The organism is Bhargavaea sp. GQ12, assembly GCF_059758705.1.
Genome location: NZ_JCAXEU010000003.1, coordinates 196,766 through 220,392, shown reverse-complemented (window position 1 = coordinate 220,392; position 23,627 = coordinate 196,766). Strand labels below are relative to the sequence as shown.

Annotated in this window: 20 protein-coding genes; 18 read left to right on the top strand and 2 right to left on the bottom strand. The window is 54.1% G+C overall.

Features of this window, described 5'->3' with window-relative positions; translation table 11 throughout:
- Positions 1-70 precede the first annotated feature (70 nt).
- From AC6CHQ_RS04525 to argF, 3 genes are all read left to right on the top strand, one after another.
- Positions 71-1,120, top strand: a complete 1,050-nt coding sequence (locus tag AC6CHQ_RS04525; protein ID WP_498080968.1) for a beta-carotene 15,15'-monooxygenase — start codon at positions 71-73, stop codon at positions 1,118-1,120.
- 85 nt (positions 1,121-1,205) lie between these two features.
- A complete protein-coding gene (locus AC6CHQ_RS04520) occupies positions 1,206-2,294 on the top strand; it encodes a M42 family metallopeptidase (protein ID WP_251238517.1) in 1,089 nt (362 codons plus the stop codon).
- 165 nt (positions 2,295-2,459) lie between these two features.
- Entirely contained in the window at positions 2,460-3,422 is a 963-nt protein-coding gene (gene argF, locus AC6CHQ_RS04515) for an ornithine carbamoyltransferase (RefSeq protein ID WP_251238518.1), read from the top strand.
- Positions 3,423-4,328: 906 nt separating this feature from the next.
- Here argF and sspI read toward each other — a convergent pair.
- Complete coding sequence (gene sspI / locus AC6CHQ_RS04510; RefSeq protein WP_251238519.1) at positions 4,329-4,547, bottom strand: small acid-soluble spore protein SspI; 219 nt, start codon at positions 4,545-4,547, stop codon at positions 4,329-4,331.
- Between the two features lie 102 nt (positions 4,548-4,649).
- Here sspI and AC6CHQ_RS04505 point away from each other — a divergent pair, with 102 nt between their 5' ends.
- The 3 genes from AC6CHQ_RS04505 (at position 4,650) to pheT (ending at position 9,226) form a co-directional block, all read left to right on the top strand.
- On the top strand, positions 4,650-5,411 hold the full coding sequence (locus AC6CHQ_RS04505) for a TrmH family RNA methyltransferase (protein WP_251238520.1): 762 nt from the start codon (positions 4,650-4,652) through the stop codon (positions 5,409-5,411).
- A 350-nt stretch (positions 5,412-5,761) separates the two neighbouring features.
- The gene (gene pheS / locus AC6CHQ_RS04500) at positions 5,762-6,799 is read left to right on the top strand and encodes a phenylalanine--tRNA ligase subunit alpha (protein WP_251238521.1); all 1,038 of its coding nucleotides are present in this window, start codon (positions 5,762-5,764) and stop codon (positions 6,797-6,799) included.
- 15 nt (positions 6,800-6,814) lie between these two features.
- On the top strand, positions 6,815-9,226 hold the full coding sequence (pheT, locus tag AC6CHQ_RS04495) for a phenylalanine--tRNA ligase subunit beta (RefSeq protein ID WP_498080967.1): 2,412 nt from the start codon (positions 6,815-6,817) through the stop codon (positions 9,224-9,226).
- 225 nt (positions 9,227-9,451) lie between these two features.
- Here the strand turns inward: pheT and rnhC are convergent, their stop codons facing one another.
- Positions 9,452-10,393 (bottom strand): ribonuclease HIII, encoded by a 942-nt coding sequence (rnhC, locus tag AC6CHQ_RS04490; RefSeq protein ID WP_251238523.1) that lies wholly within the window; start codon positions 10,391-10,393, stop codon positions 9,452-9,454.
- Positions 10,394-10,483: 90 nt separating this feature from the next.
- Here rnhC and zapA point away from each other — a divergent pair, with 90 nt between their 5' ends.
- The 12 genes from zapA (at position 10,484) to uvrC (ending at position 23,622) form a co-directional block, all read left to right on the top strand.
- Positions 10,484-10,744, top strand: coding sequence for a cell division protein ZapA (gene zapA, locus AC6CHQ_RS04485; protein ID WP_092051525.1), 261 nt, complete (start codon positions 10,484-10,486; stop codon positions 10,742-10,744).
- A 7-nt stretch (positions 10,745-10,751) separates the two neighbouring features.
- Positions 10,752-11,291 carry a CvpA family protein gene (locus tag AC6CHQ_RS04480; protein ID WP_251238524.1) on the top strand — a complete coding sequence of 180 codons (540 nt, stop codon included), beginning with the start codon at positions 10,752-10,754 and terminating at the stop codon, positions 11,289-11,291.
- A gap of 43 nt (positions 11,292-11,334) precedes the next feature.
- Complete coding sequence (polX, locus tag AC6CHQ_RS04475; protein WP_251238525.1) at positions 11,335-13,050, top strand: DNA polymerase/3'-5' exonuclease PolX; 1,716 nt, start codon at positions 11,335-11,337, stop codon at positions 13,048-13,050.
- Positions 13,051-13,091: 41 nt separating this feature from the next.
- Positions 13,092-15,452, top strand: a complete 2,361-nt coding sequence (locus AC6CHQ_RS04470) for an endonuclease MutS2 (protein ID WP_251238526.1) — start codon at positions 13,092-13,094, stop codon at positions 15,450-15,452.
- A 102-nt stretch (positions 15,453-15,554) separates the two neighbouring features.
- Complete coding sequence (locus AC6CHQ_RS04465; RefSeq protein ID WP_092051513.1) at positions 15,555-15,968, top strand: DUF350 domain-containing protein; 414 nt, start codon at positions 15,555-15,557, stop codon at positions 15,966-15,968.
- 281 nt (positions 15,969-16,249) lie between these two features.
- Positions 16,250-17,947: a long-chain-fatty-acid--CoA ligase gene (locus AC6CHQ_RS04460; RefSeq protein ID WP_285858585.1), complete on the top strand. Its 1,698-nt coding sequence runs from the start codon at positions 16,250-16,252 to the stop codon at positions 17,945-17,947.
- Between the two features lie 90 nt (positions 17,948-18,037).
- Positions 18,038-18,625 carry a fatty acid metabolism transcriptional regulator FadR gene (fadR, locus tag AC6CHQ_RS04455; protein ID WP_251238527.1) on the top strand — a complete coding sequence of 196 codons (588 nt, stop codon included), beginning with the start codon at positions 18,038-18,040 and terminating at the stop codon, positions 18,623-18,625.
- A 16-nt stretch (positions 18,626-18,641) separates the two neighbouring features.
- Positions 18,642-19,415 carry an enoyl-CoA hydratase gene (locus AC6CHQ_RS04450; protein WP_498080966.1) on the top strand — a complete coding sequence of 258 codons (774 nt, stop codon included), beginning with the start codon at positions 18,642-18,644 and terminating at the stop codon, positions 19,413-19,415.
- 25 nt (positions 19,416-19,440) lie between these two features.
- Positions 19,441-20,214 carry an electron transfer flavoprotein subunit beta/FixA family protein gene (locus tag AC6CHQ_RS04445; protein WP_251238529.1) on the top strand — a complete coding sequence of 258 codons (774 nt, stop codon included), beginning with the start codon at positions 19,441-19,443 and terminating at the stop codon, positions 20,212-20,214.
- 35 nt (positions 20,215-20,249) lie between these two features.
- Entirely contained in the window at positions 20,250-21,227 is a 978-nt protein-coding gene (locus tag AC6CHQ_RS04440; RefSeq protein WP_251238530.1) for an electron transfer flavoprotein subunit alpha/FixB family protein, read from the top strand.
- Positions 21,228-21,432: 205 nt separating this feature from the next.
- Positions 21,433-21,747, top strand: coding sequence for a thioredoxin (gene trxA, locus AC6CHQ_RS04435; RefSeq protein ID WP_008301163.1), 315 nt, complete (start codon positions 21,433-21,435; stop codon positions 21,745-21,747).
- A 60-nt stretch (positions 21,748-21,807) separates the two neighbouring features.
- Entirely contained in the window at positions 21,808-23,622 is a 1,815-nt protein-coding gene (gene uvrC / locus AC6CHQ_RS04430; protein ID WP_498080965.1) for an excinuclease ABC subunit UvrC, read from the top strand.
- The last annotated feature ends 5 nt before the right edge of the window (positions 23,623-23,627 follow it).

The following is a 23,627-nucleotide window of genomic DNA, read 5'->3' as shown; positions in this document are numbered from 1 at the left end:
GGAGGAAGGAGGCGGCAACAGCGGCAATGTATAATAGAAGTAAACGAAAGTGAAAGTGGAGGGTGATCCGATGAATGCTGTCGTCCGCAAATCCGCAAACCCTGTATGGCTGGTTCTCCTGCTGCTTGTGCTTGGCTCCAATCTGATGCTTTATCGAACGGAGTTCGGCGACTATGTACTTTCGGATGCATCAGAGGGGGTTGTGCTCGGTTCCCTGTTCGACTTGGCAATCGTGGCACCGCTCCTGTTCCTGGCTTGGAGAAGAGCGATTACGCTGAAGGGTTTTTTGTTCGGCTCGGCGACTGGACTGATCGTTGCGCGATTCCTTATTCCGGCCGAATGGCTGGGCAGCTACGCACCGATCACCTATATCGGCTTTGCCGCAGAAGGTGCGCTTCTCCTGCTTGAGCTGGTGCTTGTCGTATCTCTATTTGTCTATCTGCCAAGAATCCTCCGGACGACCAGGGAGGACACAAAGCCGCTTCTGTTCGCTTTCCCAGAAGCTGTCGACCTCCATATCCGGAGCCATCCGATCGTTCACGCATTCTGTTCCGAGATGCTGATGTTCTATTATGCATTCGTATCGTGGAAAAAGAAGCCTTTGCTCACTGAGGATGCATTCACGCTCCACCGCAAAACGAGTCATATGGCCATGCAGCTTATGCTTATTCATGCCATCATCATCGAAACCATCGGCATCCACTGGTGGCTCCATGAAAAATCACTTATACTGTCAATCATACTTCTTATCCTGAACGTGTATTCGGTCATCTACCTTATCGCTGACATGCAGGCAGTCAGGCTGAATCCGGCAGTATTCGGCTGTGACCGGCTTTACCTCTCGCTTGGGATGGCCAACCGGATGGAAATCCGCTATTCGGACATAGCCGAAATGGTGACAGGAGGGGAAGAATTGTCTGCGAAGCGCTCCAAAGACACCGCCGAATTCATTGCACGGGATTTTGAAGAGGGCTGTCCCGATATCCTCATCAAGCTGAAACGTCCCGTTTCCGCGACTTTATTCATGGGAATCCGGAAGCCTTATCGGACGGTTGCAATCAAAGTGGATGAAAAGGATGCATTCATCAGGCGACTGAAAACAGAACTTGATGCCAACTGAGAGAATCATTCTTTCCCGAAATGTTTTGAAAACGCCTGCTCTATCCACTATAATTTGAATGACACATGTTTAGGAGGTCGAAGTAATGGTCCAGCTTGACGAACAGCTACAGATGTTAAAAGACCTGACAGATGCAAAAGGGATACCGGGCAACGAACGCGAACCACGCGAAGTGATGAAGCGCTATATCGAACCGTTGGCAGATTCGATCGGCTACGATGGCCTCGGCTCACTGATTGCCGAAAAAAAGGGCGATGCGGAAGGACCGCGCGTTCTGGTGGCCGGTCACCTCGATGAAGTCGGCTTCATGATCTCAAAAATCGACGACAAAGGCTTTCTCAGATTCCAGACAGTCGGCGGGTGGTGGTCGCAGGTCATGCTTGCACAGCGTGTGACCATCGTAACGCGTGACGGACGTGAACTTACCGGAGTCATCGGATCCAAGCCGCCTCATATCCTTTCTGCTGATGCTCGCAAGAAACCGGTCGATATCAAGGATATGTTTATCGACATCGGTGCTTCCTCAAAAGAAGAGGCGATGGAGTGGGGCGTACTACCCGGGGACATGGCCGTACCTTATTTCGAGTTCACAGTAATGAACAACCCGGATTATCTATTGGCTAAAGCCTGGGATAACCGGATCGGCTGCGCAATCGCGATCGACGTTCTCCGCGAACTGAAAGACGAGCAGCACCCGAATACTGTCTTCTCTGCAGGAGCCGTACAGGAAGAGATCGGGCTTCGCGGTGCGCGGACAGTCGCTGCCAAGGTCAAACCGGACATCGGATTCGCAGTGGATGTCGGCATCGCAGGAGACACGCCCGGCGTCTCTTCCAAAGAGGCTTCCGGCAAGATGGGAGACGGCCCGCAGATCGTCCTGTTTGACGCATCGATGGTCTCCCATAAAGGACTTCGCGACCTTGTCGTGAAAACCGCGGAAGAGCACGGGATCCCGTATCAGTTCGAGACGATTCCGGGCGGGGGCACCGATGCAGGTTCCATCCATTTGGCAAACGAGGGTGTCCCGTCCCTTGCCATCTGCATCCCGACCCGCTACATCCACAGCCATGCGGCAATGCTGCACAAGAAGGACTATGAGAATGCCGTCCGCCTTATCGTGGAAGTCATTAAGAAACTGGACCGTGAAACGGTCGACCGCCTAACATTCGAATAAGCTTCTGCCCTCAAGCTTTCATGCATCCTCTGTCAGGATGGCATGGAAGCTTTTTGCGTTTTGCAAACCGGAGAAAAGAAAAATGGTTATAAAGAACCGCTTGATTTAATATTTATACAATTGTATAATAATGCAACAAGATGAATAAATGGAAGGGTGATTCGAATGTTCATGACGGGGATGCAGGAGATGGTTTTGGTTGAAAGCTTGAAGGGGAAGGATCTGCTGGCGCTTGACCAGCTTTCGGGCGATGAAGTGAAAGGCCTTGTAGAACTGGGCGTTGTCTTAAAGAAACTTGGTACAGAGGGACGTTATCCGAAGCTGCTCGCCGGGAAAATCCTCGGCATGATCTTCGAAAAACACTCGACACGCACCAGGATTTCTTTTGAATCCGGCATGATCCAACTCGGTGGGCATGCCATGTATATGAACTCCCGTGATCTGCAAATCGGACGCGGAGAATCGGTCTATGACACGGCCCATGTTCTGTCCGGCTATCTGGATGCCATAATGATCCGTGCCAACAAACATACAATGGTGCAGGAACTCGCAGACGAAGCGAGCATTCCGGTCATCAACGGCCTGACCGACATCTACCATCCTTGCCAGGCGCTTGCTGATCTACTGACAGTGCGTGAAGTGAAAGGCGAGCTGAAAGGCCGAAAAATCGCCTATGTCGGAGACGGGAACAACGTGGCCCACTCGCTCATCATCGCTGCCGCGCATACGGGAATGGAAATCGCGGTTGCGACTCCTGAAGGCTATGAGCCATCGCCGGACGTTTTGGAAACAGCTGTTGCCATCGCCGGCAAGACCGGAGGCCAGGTAAGCTGGACATCCGATCCGGTCAAAGCGGTCAGCGGGGCGGATGCCGTCTATACCGACACCTGGACCAGCATGGGGCAGGAGGAGGAAGCGGGAGCAAGGCTCGAGGCATTCAATGGCTTCATGGTCGATGACGCGCTCGTCAAACATGCAAAGGACGACTACATGTTCCTGCACTGCCTGCCCGCCCACCGCGGCGAAGAAGTGTCTGCGTCTGTCATCGACGGTCCGAACTCCTACATCTTCCAGCAGGCTGAAAACCGCCTCCACGCACAAAAAGCGGTACTTGCATCGATTCTTTAAGCAAACATGTAAAAGGGATGTCCGAAAAGTCGGATTCAGAACTTAATATAGCAAACGGCACGGACGCCGGGAGACACCTGCGGGAAAAGCCGGGCTGTCGAGACCCGCTTTACGTGGGGCTCGGTGCCGGCCCGCGGTAAGCGACCAGAGTCCGTGCCGTTTGCTGTTTTTATTGTATTAATACTTATTGGACAGCCCCCAGACTGTAGACAAAGCGAGTAGATTACTCCTTCGTCTGCAGTTTTTTATACTCCAATACCTCTGTACTTCCGCTGCGGGCCTTGTCGGTCAACGCTCGGCTTTTGAGCACAGACGCCGTTCTCCGTGACGGCGTCAATTAGTCCTCGAGCGTTGCCTCAGCCGATGCCAACACGCAGATTGGCATCTGCGTGCATAAACTCAGCGTTGCGCGGCAGTCAATGGAGACTGGCGTTTGTGTACATGGCATAGCGGAAGATTCCTGCGAGCAAAGCAGCGGAGCGGAGCATTGCGCAATATCCTTGGGGTCTTTGATTAACGCGTTTCCTACGGGACAGAGAAACCTCCTCGAATCTGCCTCGCATGAAGGAAATGCGTAGCATTTTCGAGGAGTCTCGGGCCATCCGCTTCAATTTGTTATCATTCTTGGTTTTGACGAAGTTGTACTGAAAGACTGTCCAACTCGAAGCTTAATAAGGTTATTGACCTAGTTGTTGATTGTAGTGAAGGGCGGCGACTCCTGCGGAATAGGAAGTGTGGAGAGACCCTGGAAGGGGCTCGATACCTTCCCCGCGGAAAGCGTCCGCCCGTAACGGAAATTAACAACATTTCTAATTTGGCTAAGGTTTATAAAAGAAAACAAGCTGGTTCCAGAAATATGACTTCCGGAACCAGCTTGTCTACTGATTGCCCGCCGGAACCGGCGGTTTACTGTACCTTTTTACCGAATGCATTTTCCAGGTCGGCCAGGACATTCTGCTTTTCGGCCGCATCAGCCTGCTGCCAAAATTTCTCGAAGATCACTCCGAGTCCCGGAAGCAGATGCTCCTCGCCGCGAGCGATGGCGTCATCAATGACGCCGCGGATGTCATCCGCAGAATTCCCCTGCATATTGGCCGTGATGGCATCGCGGATCTGAAAGTTCATATTCATCACCCTCCTGCGGAAAGGTTTTCCGTTTTGCTCGCCGCTTATACCTTAGTTTTGCTACACTAAAGTCAAATAACGGATGACGGAAGGTGTCACAGATTGAAACGTATTGAATCTACACAGAACTCGCTTGTGAAACATTGGAAAAAGTTGGTCAACACAAGGAAAGAGCGTGACAAAACCGGTGAATTCCTCGTGGAAGGGGAACACCTTGCCGAAGAAGCTTTGAAAAAAGAGGGAGCCGTGCTCGCGCTGATCGTCAGGGAAGGCGTTGACGTTCCGGACTATTGGGAGACCGATGAAATCCAGATGATTGAAATCACATCCCAAGTCGAGCGGGAAATCACGGATACCGAACACCCCCAGGGAATCTATGCACAGTGCCGCATTCCGGAAGTGACCGCGGACGAGCAGGAAAGTTGGAAAACCCTGCTTCTCGTCGATGCCGTACAAGATCCGGGCAATATCGGCACAATGATTCGCACAGCCGATGCAGCAGGCATCGATGCCGTGGTCCTTGGGAAAGGCAGCGCTGATCCATATGCACCCAAGACCGTCCGTTCCGCTCAGGGCTCGCATTTCCATCTGCCTGTGGTCAGGGGCGAGCTCCAGGACATCGTGCTTCAACTGAAAAGCAGGGGAATCCAGGTTTTTGGAACTGCACTTGAAGGCGCGGTCGCCTATGATGAACCCGGGAAAAGTGAAAGTTTCGCATTGATTGTCGGTAATGAAGGAAGCGGAGTCAATCCGGAACTGCTTGCGGAAGCAGACCGGAAACTCATGATTCCTCTCAGGGGTCTGGCGGAGTCATTGAATGTGGCGGTCGCGACGGGAATTCTGCTCTATGCTCTGCGTGCCTGAACCGGCTTGACCCCCGGCAGAATGTTCCGATATACTGAATGGGTAAATGACCAAAGACATTAAGCGGGAAGAGTAGGCACCCCATCGGATGACAGGGAGCCGGCGCCAGAGACTGGAAGCGCCGGTGATCAGAAGGCGCCGAAGTTCACCCCGCAAGTTGCCGCCGGGACCAGCATCAGCTGTAAAGGCGAGCCGGCACACAGCCGTTATCCTGTCCGAGTGACCGCACCCGTGTGCGGTAATCAGGGTGGTATCGCGAGTTCAGCCTCGTCCCTTTGTTGGGGCGGGGCTTTTTGTATGCCCGCAACCGGAGAGCAGGCGGCAGTCTGGTTAACGAAAGGAGAATATGAATGGAGCAGCAGCTGCAACAGTTAAAGAATGAAGCGCTAGAGGCTATCGCTTCAGCGGCAGACGTGAAATCGCTGAACGATGTCCGGGTCAAGTTCTTGGGTAAAAAGGGGCCGATCACGGACCTGCTAAAAGGAATGGGCAAGCTTCCGGCCGAAGAACGGCCGAAAATGGGTGCACTCGTCAATGAGGTGCGCGGCGAGGTGACTTCGGAGCTCGAAAGCCGTATGGCCGCACTCGAGGAAGAGGCGGTAACGAGGAAGCTGGAGGCGGAATCGATCGACGTCACGCTTCCGGGCACACCGGTGAAGACGGGAACCCATCATCCGCTTACACGCATCATCGAGGAGATCGAAGACTTCTTCATTTCGATGGGCTACGAAGTCGCGGAAGGTCCGGAAGTCGAGAAGGACTACTATAACTTCGAGGCACTAAATCTGCCGAAGGGCCATCCGGCACGTGATATGCAGGATTCGTTCTACATCACCGAGGATGTACTCCTCAGGACCCATACGTCGCCGGTACAGGCGCGGACGATGGAAGCGAAGGAAGGAAAGTCGTTTAAGATCATCTGCCCGGGCAAGGTGTACCGCCGCGACAATGATGACGCGACCCACTCGCATCAGTTTACACAGATCGAGGGACTTGTCGTCGGTGAGAACATCCGGATGAGCGACCTGAAAGGGACGCTTGACCGCTTCGCGAAGAAGATGTTCGGCGAAGATCGGGAAATCCGGCTCCGCCCGAGTTATTTCCCGTTTACGGAGCCGTCCGTTGAAATGGACATCTCCTGCTTCAAATGTGGAGGGTCAGGATGTAACGTCTGCAAAAAGACTGGCTGGATCGAGATTCTCGGAGCCGGCATGGTTCACCCGAACGTGCTCCGCATGGGCGGCTATGACCCTGAAGTGCATTCTGGATTTGCGTTCGGCATGGGGCCGGAGCGCATCGCGATGCTGAAATACGGAATCGAAGACATCCGCCACTTCTACACGGATGATCTACGGTTCATCGGACAATTCCGCAGGGCGGAAGGCTGAGGAGGACGACAAGACATGAAAGTATCACTGAACTGGTTAAGCGAATATGTCGATATTGAAGGCGTGGAGCCGGCAGGGCTGGCAGAAAAGATTACACGGTCCGGCATCGAGGTGGATGCAGTCGACAACCGCTCGGAAGGGCTGAAGAAAATCGTTGTCGGGCATGTTCTGGAATGCAATCAGCATCCGCAGGCGGACAAGCTCAATATCTGTCTGGTCGATGTGGGCGAGGAGGAACCCTCCCAAATCATTTGCGGAGCGCCAAACGTCGCTGCCGGGCAGAAGGTCATCGTCGCGCGTCCCGGAGCACGTCTGCCGGGCGGACTGAAGATCAAAAAAGCGAAACTTCGCGGGGAGGAATCCCACGGAATGATCTGTTCCCTGCAGGAACTCGGATTCGACGGGAAGGTTGTTCCGAAGGCCTATGCATCGGGCATCTATGTGCTGCCCGAAGATGCGCAGCCCGGACAGGATGCGCTCGGTCTGCTCGGGCTGGACGACACAGTACTCGAACTCGACCTGACACCGAACCGGTCGGACGCGCTCAGCATGCTTGGCGTGGCTTATGAAACGGCTGCAATCTTGTCCAAAGAAGTCACACTGCCGGAAACTGCTCACGATGAAGCGTCAGTGCCGGCGTCTGATCTGCTGAGTCTCCGCATTGAATCGCCGGAAGCGAATCCGCTTTACGCGGCCAAGGTAGTCCGCAATGTCACGGTGGGAGAATCGCCGGAATGGCTGAAAGCGCGTCTGATGGCTGCCGGCGTCCGCCCGCACAACAATATCGTCGACATCACGAACTACGTGCTGATGGAATACGGCCAGCCTCTCCATGCATTCGACTATGACCGGCTGGGTACGGGAGAAATCGCCGTCCGGCAAGCGGCCAAAGGCGAAGTCATCGAAACTCTGGACGGAACGGAGCGGAGCCTGGAACCGCACCACCTGGTGATCACGAATGGCCGTGAACCGGTTGCGATCGCCGGAGTGATGGGCGGCGCGAACTCCGAAGTCCATGACGGCACGACGACCGTCGTGATCGAGGCGGCCTACTTTAGTCCGGCCTCTGTCAGGAAGACGTCCCGTGAGCTCGGCCTCCGCAGCGATGCCAGCACCCGCTTTGAGAAAGGCGTCGATCCGAACCGCGTCGTCGAAGCGGGCGAACGGGCAGCTGCCCTCATGGCGGAGCTTGCAGGCGGAGAAGTGCTTTCCGGAACCGTCCTGTTCGATGAACTGGACAAAGAACCCAAAAGGGTCGCTGTTTCGCCGGACTTCATCAACGAACGTCTCGGGATGAAAATTCCATTCGAGGAAATGGAAGAGATTTTAAAGCGGCTGAAGTTCCCGTACGAAGCGGTGAACGGACAGTTCATCATTGATGCTCCGACCCGGCGTGTTGACATCACCATCCCGGAGGACATCGTTGAAGAAATCGCACGACTCTATGGATATGATGAGATTCCTGCGACACTTCCGGTAACAGAATCCATTCCTGGCGGCCTCAGCCCGTACCAGGAAAAACGGCGCACAGTCCGCCGCTACCTGGAGGGTGCAGGTCTTTATCAGGCGATCACCTATTCACTCACTTCCGAATCGGAATCCCAGAAGTTCGCGCTGGAAACCGCACCTGTGACCCGGCTGCTCATGCCTATGAGCGAAGACAGGAGCACTCTAAGACAAAGCCTGCTGCCGCATCTTTTGGCGGCGGTCACCTACAATACGGCACGCCAGACAAGCTCGGTTGCACTCTATGAGGTCGGATCCGTATTCCTCGGAGAAGGCGAGGACGGGCTGCCGACGGAAGTCGAGCATGTCGCCGGTGCCATCACGGGCGACTGGTCCGGCGGAGGCTGGCAAGAAGGGCATAAGCAAGTAGACTTCTACTCGGTTAAGGGCGTCGTTGAAGGACTTGCCGCAAAGCTTGGCCTTTCGGGTAAGCTATCCTTCCGCAAAGGGGAGATGGACGGACTCCACCCGGGCCGTACGGCTGACGTTCTCTTGAATGGCAATCAGGTCGGCGTCATTGGCCAGCTGCACCCTTCCGAACAGAAGGCAAGAGATCTGAAGGAGACCATCGTTTTCGAACTGAACCTGCAGCGGATGCTGAATGAAGGTACGGAACCGCTCCTGTATACACCGGTGCCAAAGTTCCCTTCGATCAGCCGTGATATCGCACTTGTCGTGCCGAAGGCTGTCGAGGCCGCCACGCTTGAAAACACCATCCGCGCCAATGCGGGAAGCATGCTAAAAGAAGTACGCATCTTTGACGTGTATGAAGGAGAGCGGATGGAAGAAGGCATGAAGTCGATCGCATTCTCGCTGACCTATCTGGATCCGGAACGCACGCTCACGGACGAGGAAGTCACAGAAGCGCACAACCGCATCGTGGCCGCACTCGAAACAGAAGGCGCCCAAACCCGAAACTGATTGTTGATTAAGCCCCGCCGGAATACCGGCGGGGCTTTTAGTGGTTTTCTGGTTTTGCATTCCGAGTTTGCGTACGAATCCGGGAAGTTCGCTTTCGAAAAGTGGAACGCGTCCCAAGTTAGCGTGCGAATCCGAAATGTTCGCGTACGAAAACGAAACCGTCCCGTACTTGTGCACGAATCCAAAAAGCCGTCCGACATCAGCCGGACGGCATGGATAACACATTCAGGATTTCCCGGATCGCTTGGCTGCAATTGCAGCGGCTTTACGGGTGTTGGCGAAATGGCGTTTCGTGATCGAGGCCAGGAAGTCATCGCCTTTTCTCAATATGATCTTGGCTGCGGCTTCATCGACCGGTTTGCCGGCGCCTTTCGGCAAAGTGACGCCTGCAAGGCCGCTCAGCCGGTCCATCTCTTCCAGGAAAGCCACCCGGGCAAGAATCGACGCACAGGCAACTGACACATGGAGGTTTTCAGCCTTCGTGGAAAACTGCACATTCTCCCGGATGATTTCCGGTTCGGAGGCGATATGCCGATAGTAGATGCCCCGTTCCGCAAACTGATCGATCAGGATATGGTCCGGCTTTGTCCCGCCCATTTTCCTCAGTACATGCTTGAGCGCCTGGTTATGGAGCAGAGCTTTGATTTTCCCCTGCGACCAGCCTTTTGACTGGACCGTATTATATTTCTCGGTGGGGAGGACAAGAACGCTGTTCAGGAATGCCTCTTTGATATCCGGTCCGATTTTCAGCATATAGGCATCTGTCAGCATCTTTGAATCTTTAACGCCCAGCTCCTCCGCAAGCGGAATTTTTTCGGCTGGGACAAAGCAAGCTGCGACGGTCACTGGACCGAAAAAGTCACCGGTGCCGGTTTCGTCCGAACCGAGAACCGACATGCGCGCCAGTCCTTCCGGGAGGGTTTCCCCTTTTGGCCGGGAAGACGGTTTTCCGGCGCTTCCGGAGGCTCCTCCCCAGCGGGAGGCCTCTGCTTCCGCACCTCCGCCCTGGAACAGTACTTTGCCTGATTTATAGGCAGTGATAGACACGCTTCCGGACTTGGCCGCAAACACCACACCCGGTGCGTTCCGATCGATCTTGGAGCTTGCATAATGGGCCATGAGTGCCCGGATCCGGTCCGGGCCCAGCTTAATTACAGCATTCGACATGATTCTCATCCTTCCGCCGTTTGGTACCTACACACGGCAAGCCTTTTCATGGTAATATGGTGTATGGGATTTTTCAAGGAGGTGGCGGGAGTGGCTGAACCGGAAAAAAACCGTGTGTCCGTCGATATCTATGGACAGACATACCAGATGGTAGGAAAAGAGTCTGTCGGACATATGCGGCTCGTCGCTTCACTCGTGGATGATATGATGCGCGAGATCTCATCGAAGAACCGTTCTTTGGATACACCGAAAATCGCGGTGCTGACCGCACTAAATATGGTCAATGACTCGATCAAGCTCAAAGAGCGGATCGAAGAACTTGAAAACGAATTGAACCAACTGAAGGGCTGACACGTGCATGCTTGATTTAATCATACTGATTGTTCTTCTGGGCGGTCTCGTGGCGGGCTACAAACGGGGCCTGATTGTCCAGCTTCTACATATGACCGGCATCATCATCGCGCTGATTGTCGCGTGGAAGTATTATAAGCCGCTCGCCGAAAAGTTCGTGCTCTGGATTCCGTATCCGGCAGTAGAGGCGGGGAACTCGCTCCGGATCGCATTCGGAAGCATCGATTTCGACCAGACGTTCTATCGCCTGCTCGCATTTGTATTCATCTTCCTGGCTGTGAAGCTGGTATTGCATCTGATTGCGTCGGCTTTTGATTTCCTGAAATACCTTCCGGTGCTCGGAACGGTCAATTCCTTCGCGGGTGCGGCACTCGGGTTCCTGGAATTTTACCTGATCCTTTTTTTCATTCTTTATATCGTTGCAATGGTGCCGATTGCGGCAATCCAGAACCTGATCGATTCATCGCTTCTATCCGGAGCGATGCTGAAACATACACCCGTGATTTCTGAAATGGTGAAAAACTGGTGGTACATCTATACAAAATGAGAGCTTCCCTTCCGATGAGGGAAGCTTTTTATCCGAAAGGGGAATGATAGCGGTGAATAAGAAAATCATCATCAAGACGCTTGAAGAGATTGCGCTCCACATGGAACTGCTGGGCGAAAACCCATTCAAGGTAGGAGCATTCCGTAAAGCTGCCGGTGTACTTGAGCAGGATCCGCGCAGCCTTGCCGAAATGGATGATATCCTGTCTCTGAAAGGGATCGGAAAAGGCACCGGCGCGGTGATCACCGACCTGCTGGAAAAAGGGGAATCGGAGCTTCTGGGAGAGCTCCGCGAACAGGTTCCGGACGGCCTGATCCCGCTCCTGAAAATCCCCGGCCTCGGCGGAAAGAAAATTGCCAAGCTGCGCGGTGAGCTCGGCATCGACTCCGCTGAATCGCTCAGGGCGGCATGCGAGGCAGGGGAGGTCAGCAAACTCTCCGGCTTCGGAAAGAAGACGGAAGAAAAAATCCTGGCTGAGCTCGAGACATTCGGGCAGCGACCGGACAAGCTGCCGCACTGGCAGCTGGAACCCGTCGTCCGGATGATCGAAACCGTGCTGGACTCAATCCCCGAAGCGGAACGTTATATGGTGACAGGCAGCTACCGCCGGACAGCCGAAATGAGCAGTGACCTGGACTTTATCATCGTCACAAAAAAACCGGATCAGGTCAATGCAGCGCTGGCAGGAGCGCTTCCTGTCATTGGCACCGATGCTTCCGGAGAAGCTAAACTGTCAGTCACCGTCAACGCAGATGAGCCGGTGGATGTGGATTTTCGCTTTGTTTCGGAAGAACAGTTTGCGAGTGCCATCCATCACTTTACCGGATCGAAGGACCATAATGTCCGGATGCGCCAGATCGCAAAAGAGCGCGGCGAGAAGATCAGTGAATACGGAGTGGAGCAAGAAGACGGCAGTGTCCTGACATTTGATTCGGAGGAAAGCTTCTTTGCGCATTTCGGCCTGCCGTTTATCCCGCCAACCGTACGAAAAGACGGGACGGAACTGGAACGGGCGGATGAACTGGAGACGCTGGTCCGGCCGGATGACATCCGTTCGGACCTTCATATGCATACGGTCTGGTCGGACGGAGCGGAATCGGTCCGTGAGATGGCGGAAGCTTGCCGCGAACTCGGCTACAGCCACATCGTTATCACCGACCATTCCAGGTATCTGCGTGTGGCAAACGGATTGACGCCTGAACGCCTACGCGATCAGATCCGTGAAGTTCGCGCGGTGGATGCGGAATTGGACGGCATCACGGTGCTTTGCGGAACAGAGATGGACATTCTTCCGGATGCATCACTGGATTTTGACGATGAACTGCTCTCTGAACTGGACTTCGTCATCGCCTCGATCCACTCGAATTTCAGCCAGCCGCAGGAAAAAATCATGGAGCGCCTCCACGCGGCGATTTCAAACCCGCACGTTGATATGATCGCACACCCGACAGGCCGCATCATCGGACGCCGTGACGGTTACTCGCCCGATGTGGCACAGCTGATCGAGTGGGCGGCCGAGTACGGCAAGATCCTCGAGCTGAATGCCAATCCGTACCGGCTGGACCTCGCCGAAGAATGGCTTGCGCTCGCCGCGGAAAAGGGCGTGCCCATCGCGATCAATACGGATGCGCACAGTGTGGGGCAGCTGTCCTATATGGAAACCGGAGTGCGCTACGCGCAGCGTGCATGGCTGGATCGCGATATGATCGTCAATACATGGACACTCGACCGGTTCCTGTCACACCTCGGCAGGAAGTAATGAAACAATAGACAGACTTGATCTGAAAGGAAGTGGGGCACATGGAGGCCCGGGTCCTGAAAACACTTGAATTTGATAAAATCCGCTCAGAAGTGACCGGCCATTGCACATCTGCACTCGGACGGGCGCGGATCGGGGAGTTGGTCCCTTCGGATGACATCGAAAATGTCCGCTCGCTCCTCGAAGAGACGGACGAAGCGCTGGCCATCTACCGCGTCCGCGGAAACGTTCCGATGGGCGGACTGTTCGACATCCGGATGTACGCCAAGCGCGCGCAGGCCGGCGGCACGCTTGGGGCCGGTGAACTGATGGAAACGGCGAGCACAATTCGTGCCGGCCGCATCCTCCGCCAGTTCCTTGAGGCGATCTCTGAAGAAGGTGAGATTGAGATCCCGCTGTTCCTTGCAAAAAAGGAAGAAATGCCCGTCCTGACCGCACTGGAGCATGAAATCAATGCCTGCATCGACGAGAACGGCAAGGTGCTGGACAGCGCATCGTCAGCACTGCGTTCCATCCGGCAGCAGCTCCGGACACAGGAAGGCCGGGTTCGCGAAAAGCTGGAGCAGTATACCCGGAACAATTCGAAGATGCTGTCCGATTCGATCGTCACCATCCGGAACGACCGATATGTCATCCCTGTAAAGCAGGAGTACCGGACGCATTTTGGCGGGATCGTCCACGATCAGTCTTCCTCTGGACAGACATTGTTCATCGAGCCGGATGCGGTCGTTCATGCGAACAACGAAATCCGCCAGCTGAAGGCCAAGGAAAAGGAAGAGATCGAACGCATCCTCCGAGAACTGAGCGGACATGTACAGGAACATGCCCATGAGCTGTTTGTACTGGTCCGCATTTTGGGTGATATGGATGCTGTGCTGGCCAAGGCGAAGTACGGAATGGCACATAAAGCGACAGTCCCGAAAGTCAACGATGAGGGCTACATCCGACTCGTCAAAGGGCGCCATCCGTTTTTGACGAGGGAGGAAGCCGTCCCGAACACGATCGAGTTCGGCAGGGAGACGACGGCCATCGTCATCACCGGTCCGAACACGGGCGGTAAGACCGTCACCCTGAAGACTGTCGGCCTTTGCACTCTCATGACCCAGGCGGGCATACCGATTCCCGCACTGGACGGTTCGGAGATGGCCGTTTTCAAGGACGTCTTCGCAGATATCGGTGACGAGCAATCCATCGAACAGAGCCTCAGTACGTTTTCTTCACATATGGTCAACATTGTAGACATCCTTCATAAGTTCGATTCCGAATCTCTCGTCCTGTTTGATGAGCTCGGTTCCGGAACCGACCCCCAGGAAGGAGCGGCGCTCGCCATCGCCATTCTGGATGAAGTCCACGGCCGGGGGGCCAGGGTCATGGCGACCACCCATTACCCCGAGCTGAAGGCCTATGGATACAACCGTCCGGGAGTCGTCAATGCAAGTGTTGAATTCGACGTTGAGACACTGAGCCCGACTTACCGGCTCCTGATCGGGGTTCCCGGCCGAAGCAACGCGTTCGAAATTTCCAGCCGCCTGGGACTGCCGGACCGGATCATCCGCCACGCCGAGACGTTTACCGGTGAAAACCGGAACGAGGTGGAGACGATGATCACTTCTCTGGAAGCCAGCCGTGTGCAGGCTGAAAAAGATGCAGAGGAAACAGCCCGTGTGCTCGAGGAATCCGAAACCCTCAAAGAACAGCTTGAGGTCAGGCTTTCCGAATATGAATCAAAAAAGGAAACTCTTGAGCAGAAGGCCAGGGAAAAAGCGAAGAAGATTGTTGAGGATGCGCGCAGGGAAGCGGAAACGGTTATTTCAGAGCTTCGTGCACTCCGGCTGAATGCCGGCGCATCGGTCAAAGAGCATGAGCTCATCGATGCGAAAAAACGGCTTGAAGGTGCTGTTCCTGAAGAGGAAATCGCAAAGAAGCCGAAGCAGAAGGCGAAGCCAGCCAAAAGGGAGTTCCGTACCGGAGACGAAGTCAAAGTGCTCAGCTACGGGCAAAAGGGTTCGCTTGTTGAGAAGATGTCGGACGGCGAATGGATGGTCCAGCTTGGAATCCTGAAGATGAAAATCGATGAATCCGACCTGGAGTACATCAAGCCGGAAAAAGAAAAGGAAACAGTCAGTGTCAATTCGGTCCGGGGACGGTCAGGTTCCGGTGTGAAGCTGGAACTTGACCTCCGCGGTGAACGTTACGAGGATGCCATCGGCAGGGCAGAGAAATACATTGATGATGCGCTGCTCGCCAACTATCCGCGTGTATCGATCATTCACGGAAAGGGCACTGGTGCGCTCCGTGAAGGAATCCAGAAGTTCCTCCGCCGCCATCCGAGAGTCAAGAGCTTTCGATTCGGTGAAGCGGGCGAAGGCGGGTACGGTGTCACCGTGGTCGAGCTGAAATAACCCATATAGGAAAAAGACCGGGGTAAACTTTATTTCCCCCAGAGATGAAACTTCACCGTCTGTTTTCCGTATAGGTATTTAAACAGCAAAGGAGCAAACGGAATGCTGCTATCAAGCTTCTGGTCACACCCGCTAGTGGAGACCACCGGTTATTTCAGCGTCACGGTCCTCTGCCTGGTCTTATCAATGGTGATATTTGAAGTCGTGACGAAATATAAGAATTGGGAAGAGATCAAAAACGGAAATGTGGCGGTCGCGCTTGCGACAGGCGGTAAAATTTTTGGAGTGGCGAACATCTTCCGCCATTCCATCCAGCAGCACTCTTCGCTGCCTGAGATGCTCGCGTGGGGAGGATTCGGCTTTTTCCTCCTCATCATGGCCTACTGGCTTTTTGAGTTCCTGACCCCCCGGTTCAATGTGGACGAAGAAATCGGAAACGGCAACCGGGCAGTGGGACTCATCTCCCTTATCATCTCGGTCGGGCTGAGCTATGTCATCGCTGCAAGCATCACCTGATTTCCGGATCCGTCCCGAAAGGCGGTACAATGGTATGGACATGATCAAACTGGCGAAGTTATTGCTGGTTTTATGCGCCGGCTTCCTCATCGTCGGCATCTGGTGGCTGTTTTTCTGAAACGGGTTTTGTATAAATCCGCGTGCAAAAAGCACGGCAGGCCATCTATCCACAAAGGCGCGGGGAAACCTGCGTCTTTTTTCATTGATTGTTGAAAGCGCATTCATCATAAGGTAAGATAGTAATAGGAATTTTCTAACGATTCTAAGGAAGGGGTCTGATCATGACGGAAAAACCATGGCTCAAGAACTATCCCGAAGGAATTCCGCCGACACTCGATTACCCTGATGAACCGCTCCAGGACGGCCTGACCCGTTCGGCATCCAAGTATCCGGAAAAAACGGCCATCCATTTTCTCGGCAGGCAAGTAAGCTACGAGGAGCTGTACGAATCCGCACTTAAGTTCGGGAATTACCTGAAGGGGCTTGGAATCGGCAAGGGTGACCGTGTGGCGATCATGCTTCCGAACTGTCCGCAGAATGTCATTGCGTTCTATGGCATCCTGTATGCAGGCGGCGTCGTGGTCCAGACAAACCCTCTTTATACGGAAAAAGAGCTCGCGTACCAGATGAATGATTCCGGCGCCAAAGTGATCCTCACTCTGGATATCCTGTTCCCGAGGGTTTCCAAGGTCATCGGCGAGACGGAATTGGATAATGTCATCGTCACGGGAATCAAAGATTATCTCCCTTTCCCGAAAAACGTCCTTTACCCGTTTGTGCAGAAGCGGGAATACGGCATGACGGTCAAGGTCGAGCATCGCGGCCGCAATCATCTTTTCACCGAGATCATGAAGCGGACACAGGCTGAGCGAATCGGACTTCAGGACATTGATCAGGACGATCTTGCGCTTCTTCAGTACACTGGCGGCACCACCGGTTCACCAAAAGGCGTCATGCTCACCCACAGGAATCTCATTGCGAACACGGTGATGTGCGAAGCCTGGATGTACAAATGCGAACCGGGTGAAGAAGTGGTACTCGGAATCCTGCCGTTCTTCCACGTGTATGGGATGACGACAGTGCTGGTGCTGTCAGTTAGCCAGGGGAACAAAATGGTGCTCGTGCCTAAGTTCGATCCTGAGACTGTCCTGAAACTGATCGACAAGCAGTCGCCGACCCTGTTCCCGGGAGCGCCGACCATTTATATCGGCCTGCTGAACCATCCGGATATCGGCAAGTATGACCTGTCATCAATCAAAGCATGCCTGAGCGGTTCCGCTCCACTTCCGGTGGACATCCAGACCCAGTTTGAAAAAATCACGAAAGGCAAGCTGGTTGAAGGATACGGACTTTCCGAATCATCCCCGGTGACACACTCAAACCTGATCTGGGACGGGGAAAGGAAAAAAGGCTCGATCGGCCTTCCTTGGCCGGACACGGAAGCGGCGGTGTTCAAGGCAGGGACGACGGAGCCTGCAGAGCAGGGTGAAGTAGGGGAAATTGCAGTTCGCGGCCCGCAGGTGATGAAGGGGTACTGGAACCGTCCTGATGAAACTGCCGCAACCCTGAAAGACGGCTGGCTGCTTACCGGAGATCTCGGCTATATGGACGGGGACGGATACTTCTACGTGGTTGACCGCAAAAAAGACATGATCATCGCAAGCGGATATAATGTCTATCCGAGGGAAGTCGAAGAAGTCCTTTATGAACATCCGGATGTTGCCGAGTGCGTCGTCGCAGGGGTCCCGGATCCGTACCGCGGGGAAACCGTCAAGGCATATATCGTGAAAAAGGAAGGTGCAGGGCTGACGGAGGAAGTGCTGAACGAGCATTGCCGGAAGAGCCTCGCCGCCTATAAAGTGCCGAAACTATACGAGTTCCGTGACGAACTTCCAAAAACCGCAGTCGGAAAAATCCTTCGCCGTTCCCTGATTGATGAAGAGAAAAAGAAACTGGAAGAAGAAAAGGTAATCTCCTGAACACGGCTTGACATCCAATCGAACAGAGAATAATATAGAAATATGAATGAATCGTCATTCATATTTCTTTTTTATTTGGTGGTGAACCCTTTGAATCGGAATAAGCCGAAATATGGACAGATAGTGGATGCAGCCGTGATCGCGATTGCGGAGAACGGGTACCACCAGGCTCAGGTATCCAAAATCGCCAAGCAGGCGGGAGTGGCCGACGGGACCATTTATTTGTATTTCAAGAACAAAGAAGACATTCTCGTCTCGGTTTTCCGTGAAAAGATGGCGATCTTCATGGATAACCTCAGGCCCGTACTCGAAGACGGGCAGATGTCATCGGAAGATAAGCTATTCCGGATGATCGATAACCATTTTCGCGTGCTTTATTCAGACCGGCATCTCGCGATCGTCACACAGCTGGAACTCAGACAGTCCAACAAGGACCTGAGGTTAAAGATCAACGGCGTCCTGAAAGACTATCTGGCCATGCTCGACCGGATCCTGCAGGAAGGGATCGATCGGGGGGAGTTTGAAAAAGGAATGGATATCCGGCTCGCCAGGCAGATGGTATTCGGCACCATCGATGAAATTTCCACCACATGGGTGATGAATGATCAGAAATATGATTTAATTAAACTTGCGCCGGATGTACATAGGCTGCTCATGAAAGGCATGAAAGCCAAGTAAGGGGGATGAGTGGACAGTGGAATTCTTGAAAGTGACAAAGGAAGACGGAATCGCGCTGGCTGCCATAAACAGGCCGCCTGCGAATGCGCTTTCAAAAGGATTGGTCAAGGAAGTGGGCGAACTCCTGGATCTCGTCGAGCATGATGATGATGTCCGGGTGGTCGTGCTGCACGGCGAAGGCCGTTTCTTCTCGGCGGGCGCAGATATTAAGGAATTCACGGAAGTTCCAGATGCGGCCGGCTTCACCAAGCTGGCAGGAAATGGCCAGGAAGTATTCGAACGGCTTGAAAACTTCCCGAAGCCGGTCATAGCCGCAATCCACGGAGCGGCGCTTGGCGGAGGGCTCGAACTGGCTATGGCTTGCCATATGCGGTTCGTCACTCCGGGTGCAAAACTCGGTCTGCCTGAACTTCAGCTCGGGCTGATTCCGGGGTTTGCCGGCACACAGCGACTGCCGCGCTACGTCGGCCCGGCAAAAGCCGCGGAAATGATGCTGACTTCGGACCCGATCTCTGGCGAGGAAGCTGTCTCGGCAGGATTGGCCAACCGGGCTTTCGGCGAGGAAGAGCTGCTCGACGGTACACTCGATATCGCAAGGAAAATTGCGGAAAAGAGCCCGGTATCCGTCCGCGCTGCACTACACATGCTTCAATATGGCAAGCATGCCGGCTTCCATGACGGAGTAAAGGCGGAGGCTGAGTCGTTCGGCGAAGTCTTTGCATCGGAGGATGCGAAGGAAGGCATCAGCGCATTCCTCGAGAAGCGGAAACCTGTATTCAAAGGAAAGTAATTGACACGAAGGGGAGGAAGGCAATATGAACATTTATGCACTGGTAAAACGCACATTCGATACAGAAGAGAAGATCTCTGTCCAGAACGGCCAGATCGCTGAAGACGGCGCTGAATTCATCATCAACCCATATGATGAATATGCGGTGGAAGAAGCAATCCGTGTCCGCGACGAGCACGGCGGGGAAGTGACTGTCCTGACGATCGGCTCCGAGGAAGCGGAAAAGCAATTGCGCACGGCACTTGCGATGGGCGCTGACAAGGCCGTCCTGATCAACACCGAGGACGACCTTGACGAGCTGGATGAGTTTGGTGCTTCGACCATCATCGCTGAATATCTGAAAGACAAAGATGCAGACCTCATCATCGCCGGCAACGTAGCCATCGACGGCGGTTCCGGCCAGGTCGGCCCGCGTGTGGCGGAACTGCTTGACATCAACTATGTCACAACGATCACCGAGCTGAAAGTTGACGGGGACAAGGCGACTGTCGTCCGCGATGTCGAAGGGGACTCCGAGACGATTGAAGCCCAGATGCCTCTTCTCGTGACGGCCCAACAAGGTCTGAACGACCCGCGCTATCCGTCCCTTCCGGGGATCATGAAGGCCAAGAAGAAGCCGCTTGAAGAGCTTGAACTTGATGACATCGATCTCGATGAAGATGAGGTCGAAGTGAAGGTCGAGCGCGTCGATGTCTTCCTGCCGCCTGAAAAACAGGCCGGCCGTGTTCTTGAGGGAGACCTTCAGGACCAGGTCAAGGAGCTTGTCCAGCTGCTCCGCAACGAAGCGAAAGTCATCTGAGCCGACCGGCACATTCGATACAGGAGGGGTAAACTATGTCCAAAAAAGTGATTGTACTAGGGGAAGTACGCGACGGTGCTCTGCGCAACGTCTCGTTTGAAGCGATAGCAGCTGCGAAAAAAATCTCCGGAGGCGGCGAGATCGTCGGAGTCCTAATCGGTGATTCTGTCCAGAATCTCGGACAGGAAATGATTCAGTACGGTGCAGACCGCGTCGTGGCGGTTGAACACCCGCACCTGAAGCACTACACTTCAGACGGCTACGGCCAGGCGTTCATGGCGGTCCACGAGCAGGAAGATCCGGAAGCGATCGTCTTTGGCCACACCGCGCTCGGCAAGGACCTGTCGCCGAAAATCGCGGCGAAGCTGCAAAGCGGACTTGTATCCGACGTGACGGATATCGAGGGGGAAGACGATGAGGCAGTCTTCATCCGCCCAATCTATTCCGGTAAGGCGTTTGAAAAGGTCAAGATCAACGAAGGCACTGTATTTGTCACTGTGCGTCCGAACAACATCGAGCCGCTCGCACAGGATGCGGGACGTTCCGGTGATGTTGCATCCGTGAGCGCGGATATCCAGAACCTGCGCTCCGTCGTCAAGGATGTTGTCACCAAGGCAACGGACGGTGTCGACATGTCCGAGGCGAAAGTCATCGTGGCAGGCGGCCGCGGCGTCAAGGGAGCGGAAGGATTCGAGCCGCTCAAAGAGCTCGCAGACCTGCTTGGAGGCGCGATCGGCGCATCCCGCGGGGCATGTGACGCTGACTACTGCGACTACTCGCTCCAGATCGGCCAGACAGGCAAGGTCGTCACACCGGACCTTTATATCGCGGCAGGCATCTCCGGTGCCATCCAGCATTTGGCGGGAATGTCCAACTCCAAAGTCATCGTCGCCATCAACAAAGACCCTGAAGCCAACATCTTCAAGGTTGCGGACTATGGCATCGTGGGAGACCTTTTCGAAGTCATCCCGATGATGATCGAAGAGATCAAACAGCTCAAAGTCAACGCATAATATGAGCGGGCTGTCCGATTGCGGGCAGCCCCTTTTTTAAGGCCGATCCCCGGAATAGCTTTTGATGAAGCGGGTAAACAAACACTGGGGATACAGGCAGATAAGGCACCTTCGGACATCTGCAGGATTCAGGCAGAACATTCGCCCGTCATTTGGGCAGGTGCTATAATGAGCCGAGAGTGGTTAATCATGAGGAGGTAATCAAATGGCTATTCAACACGCAACCGATCAAGATTTCCAAACGAAAGTATCCGACGGGCTCGTCCTCGTCGACTTCTGGGCAACATGGTGCGGCCCGTGCAAGATGATCGCGCCGGTACTTGAAGAAGTGGATGCCGAAATCGGTGACAAAGTTCAGATCGTCAAGGTGGACGTTGATGAGAACCAGCAGACTGCCGGCAAATACGGCATCATGTCGATCCCGACACTCGTTCTTTTCAAAGACGGTGAGATCGTCGACAAGGTCGTCGGCTTCAATCCGAAGGAAAAGCTTGTCCAGTTTATCGAGCAGCACGCTTAAGAAACAGAAAGTTGACCGGGTCCCTCAGAGGTACCCGGTTTTTTTGGCAGGTGAAACGATATGAATGAAACAATCCGCCAGAAATTGGCCATATTGCCCGATCAGCCGGGCTGCTATCTGATGAAGGACCGGCAAGGCACGATCATCTATGTCGGGAAGGCGAAAGTGCTGAAAAACAGGGTCCGCTCCTACTTCACGGGTTCGCATGATGCCAAAACGCAGCGTCTCGTGAGCGAAATCGAGGACTTTGAATACTTTGTCACTTCCTCCGATATTGAAGCGCTGATCCTGGAGCTTAACCTGATCAAAAAGCATGATCCGAAATACAACATCATGCTCAAGGACGACAAGACCTATCCCTATATCAAGCTGACCGGGGAACGCCATCCCCGCCTGATTGTCACGCGTAAAGTAAAGAAGGATAAAGGTAAATACTTCGGACCGTACCCGAACGCGTATGCTGCGCAGGAAACGAAAAAGCTGCTTGACCGTATTTACCCGCTCCGCAAATGCAATACATTGCCTGACCGGGTCTGCCTGTATTACCATCTCGGCCAGTGCCTGGCACCGTGCGTCAATGAAGTTTCCAACGAGACCTACAGGGAGATGACAAACGGCATCACAAGATTCCTGAACGGCGGATACAAAGAAGTGAAGGATGATCTGTCCCGCAAGATGCAGGAAGCCGCGGAAAAGTTGGAGTTTGAGCGTGCAAAGGAATACCGTGACCAGATTACCAATATCGAAGCGGTCATGGAAAAGCAGAAAATGACGACTACGGACATGACCGACCGGGATGTGTTCGGGTTTGCGGTCAATAAAGGATGGATGTGTGTCCAGGTATTCTTTATCAGGCAGGGCAAACTGATCGAGCGGGACGTTTCACTTTTTCCGATCTACAGGGATCCCGATGAGGAATTTCTGACGTTCATCGGGTCATTCTATGACAAGCCGGAGCATTTCCAGCCCAAGGAAATCTTTTTCCCGGAAGGTACCGATCTTGGGATTGTCAGCCAGCTGCTCGACACCAAAGTAACCGTGCCTCAGCGGGGCCAGAAAAAAGATATGGTTAAGCTTGCGGAGAAAAACGCACAGATTGCTCTTTCGGAAAAATTCCAGCTGATCGAGCGGAGGGAACAGCGCACGGTCGGTGCATGTGAACAGCTTGGGGATGCGATGGGCATCGCGGCTCCTCTCCGGATCGAGGCATTCGATAACTCCCATACATTCGGGGCAGAGGCAGTTTCCGCGATGGTCACATTTGTGGACGGACGCCCCGACAAAAAAGGCTACCGGAAATACAAGACTAAAGCGGCGGCACGCCATGACGATTACGGGGCGATGCGAGAGGTGGTCCGCAGAAGGTATGTCCGTGTCCTGCGAGATAACCTGCCGCTTCCTGATCTGGTCCTCATCGATGGCGGAAAAGGGCAGATCAGTGCCGCCAGGGAAGTGATCGAGGACGAACTCGGTCTCGACATCCCGGTCGCCGGGCTTGCGAAGGACGACAAACACCAGACCGCGCTTCTCCTTTACGGGGATCCGCCGGAAGTCGTTCCGCTCAATCGCACCGGTGAAGCCTTCTATCTTCTGCAGCGCATACAGGATGAAGTGCATAGGTTTGCCATCACTTTCCACCGTCAGAGAAGAGGGGCGAAATCCCTTACTTCCTCGCTGGACGGAATCCCGGGAGTCGGGGCCAAGCGGAAAACTCAGCTGCTCCGCCATTTCGGATCCGTCAAGAAAATCCGGGCGGCGGGGGTGGCCGAGCTGAAGGAAGCGGGCCTTCCGCATTCAGTCGCGGAAACAGTGGAAGAGTACTTTAAGGAACAGGAAAAGAAAAAAGGAGAAAAGACGTCCGGGACCGGTGAATAAAAGGA

Bases quoted from the DNA above. Each gene is read 5' to 3' on its own strand.
- trxA (WP_008301163.1), top strand. From the start codon at position 21,433: ATGGCTATTCAACACGCAACCGATCAAGATTTCCAAACGAAAGTATCC.
- uvrC (WP_498080965.1), top strand. From the start codon at position 21,808: ATGAATGAAACAATCCGCCAGAAATTGGCCATATTGCCCGATCAGCCG.
- sspI (WP_251238519.1), bottom strand. From the start codon at position 4,547: ATGAACTTTCAGATCCGCGATGCCATCACGGCCAATATGCAGGGGAAT.
- AC6CHQ_RS04440 (WP_251238530.1), top strand. From the start codon at position 20,250: ATGTCCAAAAAAGTGATTGTACTAGGGGAAGTACGCGACGGTGCTCTG.
- AC6CHQ_RS04470 (WP_251238526.1), top strand. From the start codon at position 13,092: ATGGAGGCCCGGGTCCTGAAAACACTTGAATTTGATAAAATCCGCTCA.
- pheT (WP_498080967.1), top strand. From the start codon at position 6,815: ATGAAAGTATCACTGAACTGGTTAAGCGAATATGTCGATATTGAAGGC.
- AC6CHQ_RS04480 (WP_251238524.1), top strand. From the start codon at position 10,752: ATGCTTGATTTAATCATACTGATTGTTCTTCTGGGCGGTCTCGTGGCG.
- AC6CHQ_RS04445 (WP_251238529.1), top strand. From the start codon at position 19,441: ATGAACATTTATGCACTGGTAAAACGCACATTCGATACAGAAGAGAAG.
- AC6CHQ_RS04460 (WP_285858585.1), top strand. From the start codon at position 16,250: ATGACGGAAAAACCATGGCTCAAGAACTATCCCGAAGGAATTCCGCCG.
- AC6CHQ_RS04465 (WP_092051513.1), top strand. From the start codon at position 15,555: ATGCTGCTATCAAGCTTCTGGTCACACCCGCTAGTGGAGACCACCGGT.
- pheS (WP_251238521.1), top strand. From the start codon at position 5,762: ATGGAGCAGCAGCTGCAACAGTTAAAGAATGAAGCGCTAGAGGCTATC.
- argF (WP_251238518.1), top strand. From the start codon at position 2,460: ATGTTCATGACGGGGATGCAGGAGATGGTTTTGGTTGAAAGCTTGAAG.
- rnhC (WP_251238523.1), bottom strand. From the start codon at position 10,393: ATGTCGAATGCTGTAATTAAGCTGGGCCCGGACCGGATCCGGGCACTC.
- AC6CHQ_RS04520 (WP_251238517.1), top strand. From the start codon at position 1,206: ATGGTCCAGCTTGACGAACAGCTACAGATGTTAAAAGACCTGACAGAT.
- AC6CHQ_RS04525 (WP_498080968.1), top strand. From the start codon at position 71: ATGAATGCTGTCGTCCGCAAATCCGCAAACCCTGTATGGCTGGTTCTC.
- polX (WP_251238525.1), top strand. From the start codon at position 11,335: ATGATAGCGGTGAATAAGAAAATCATCATCAAGACGCTTGAAGAGATT.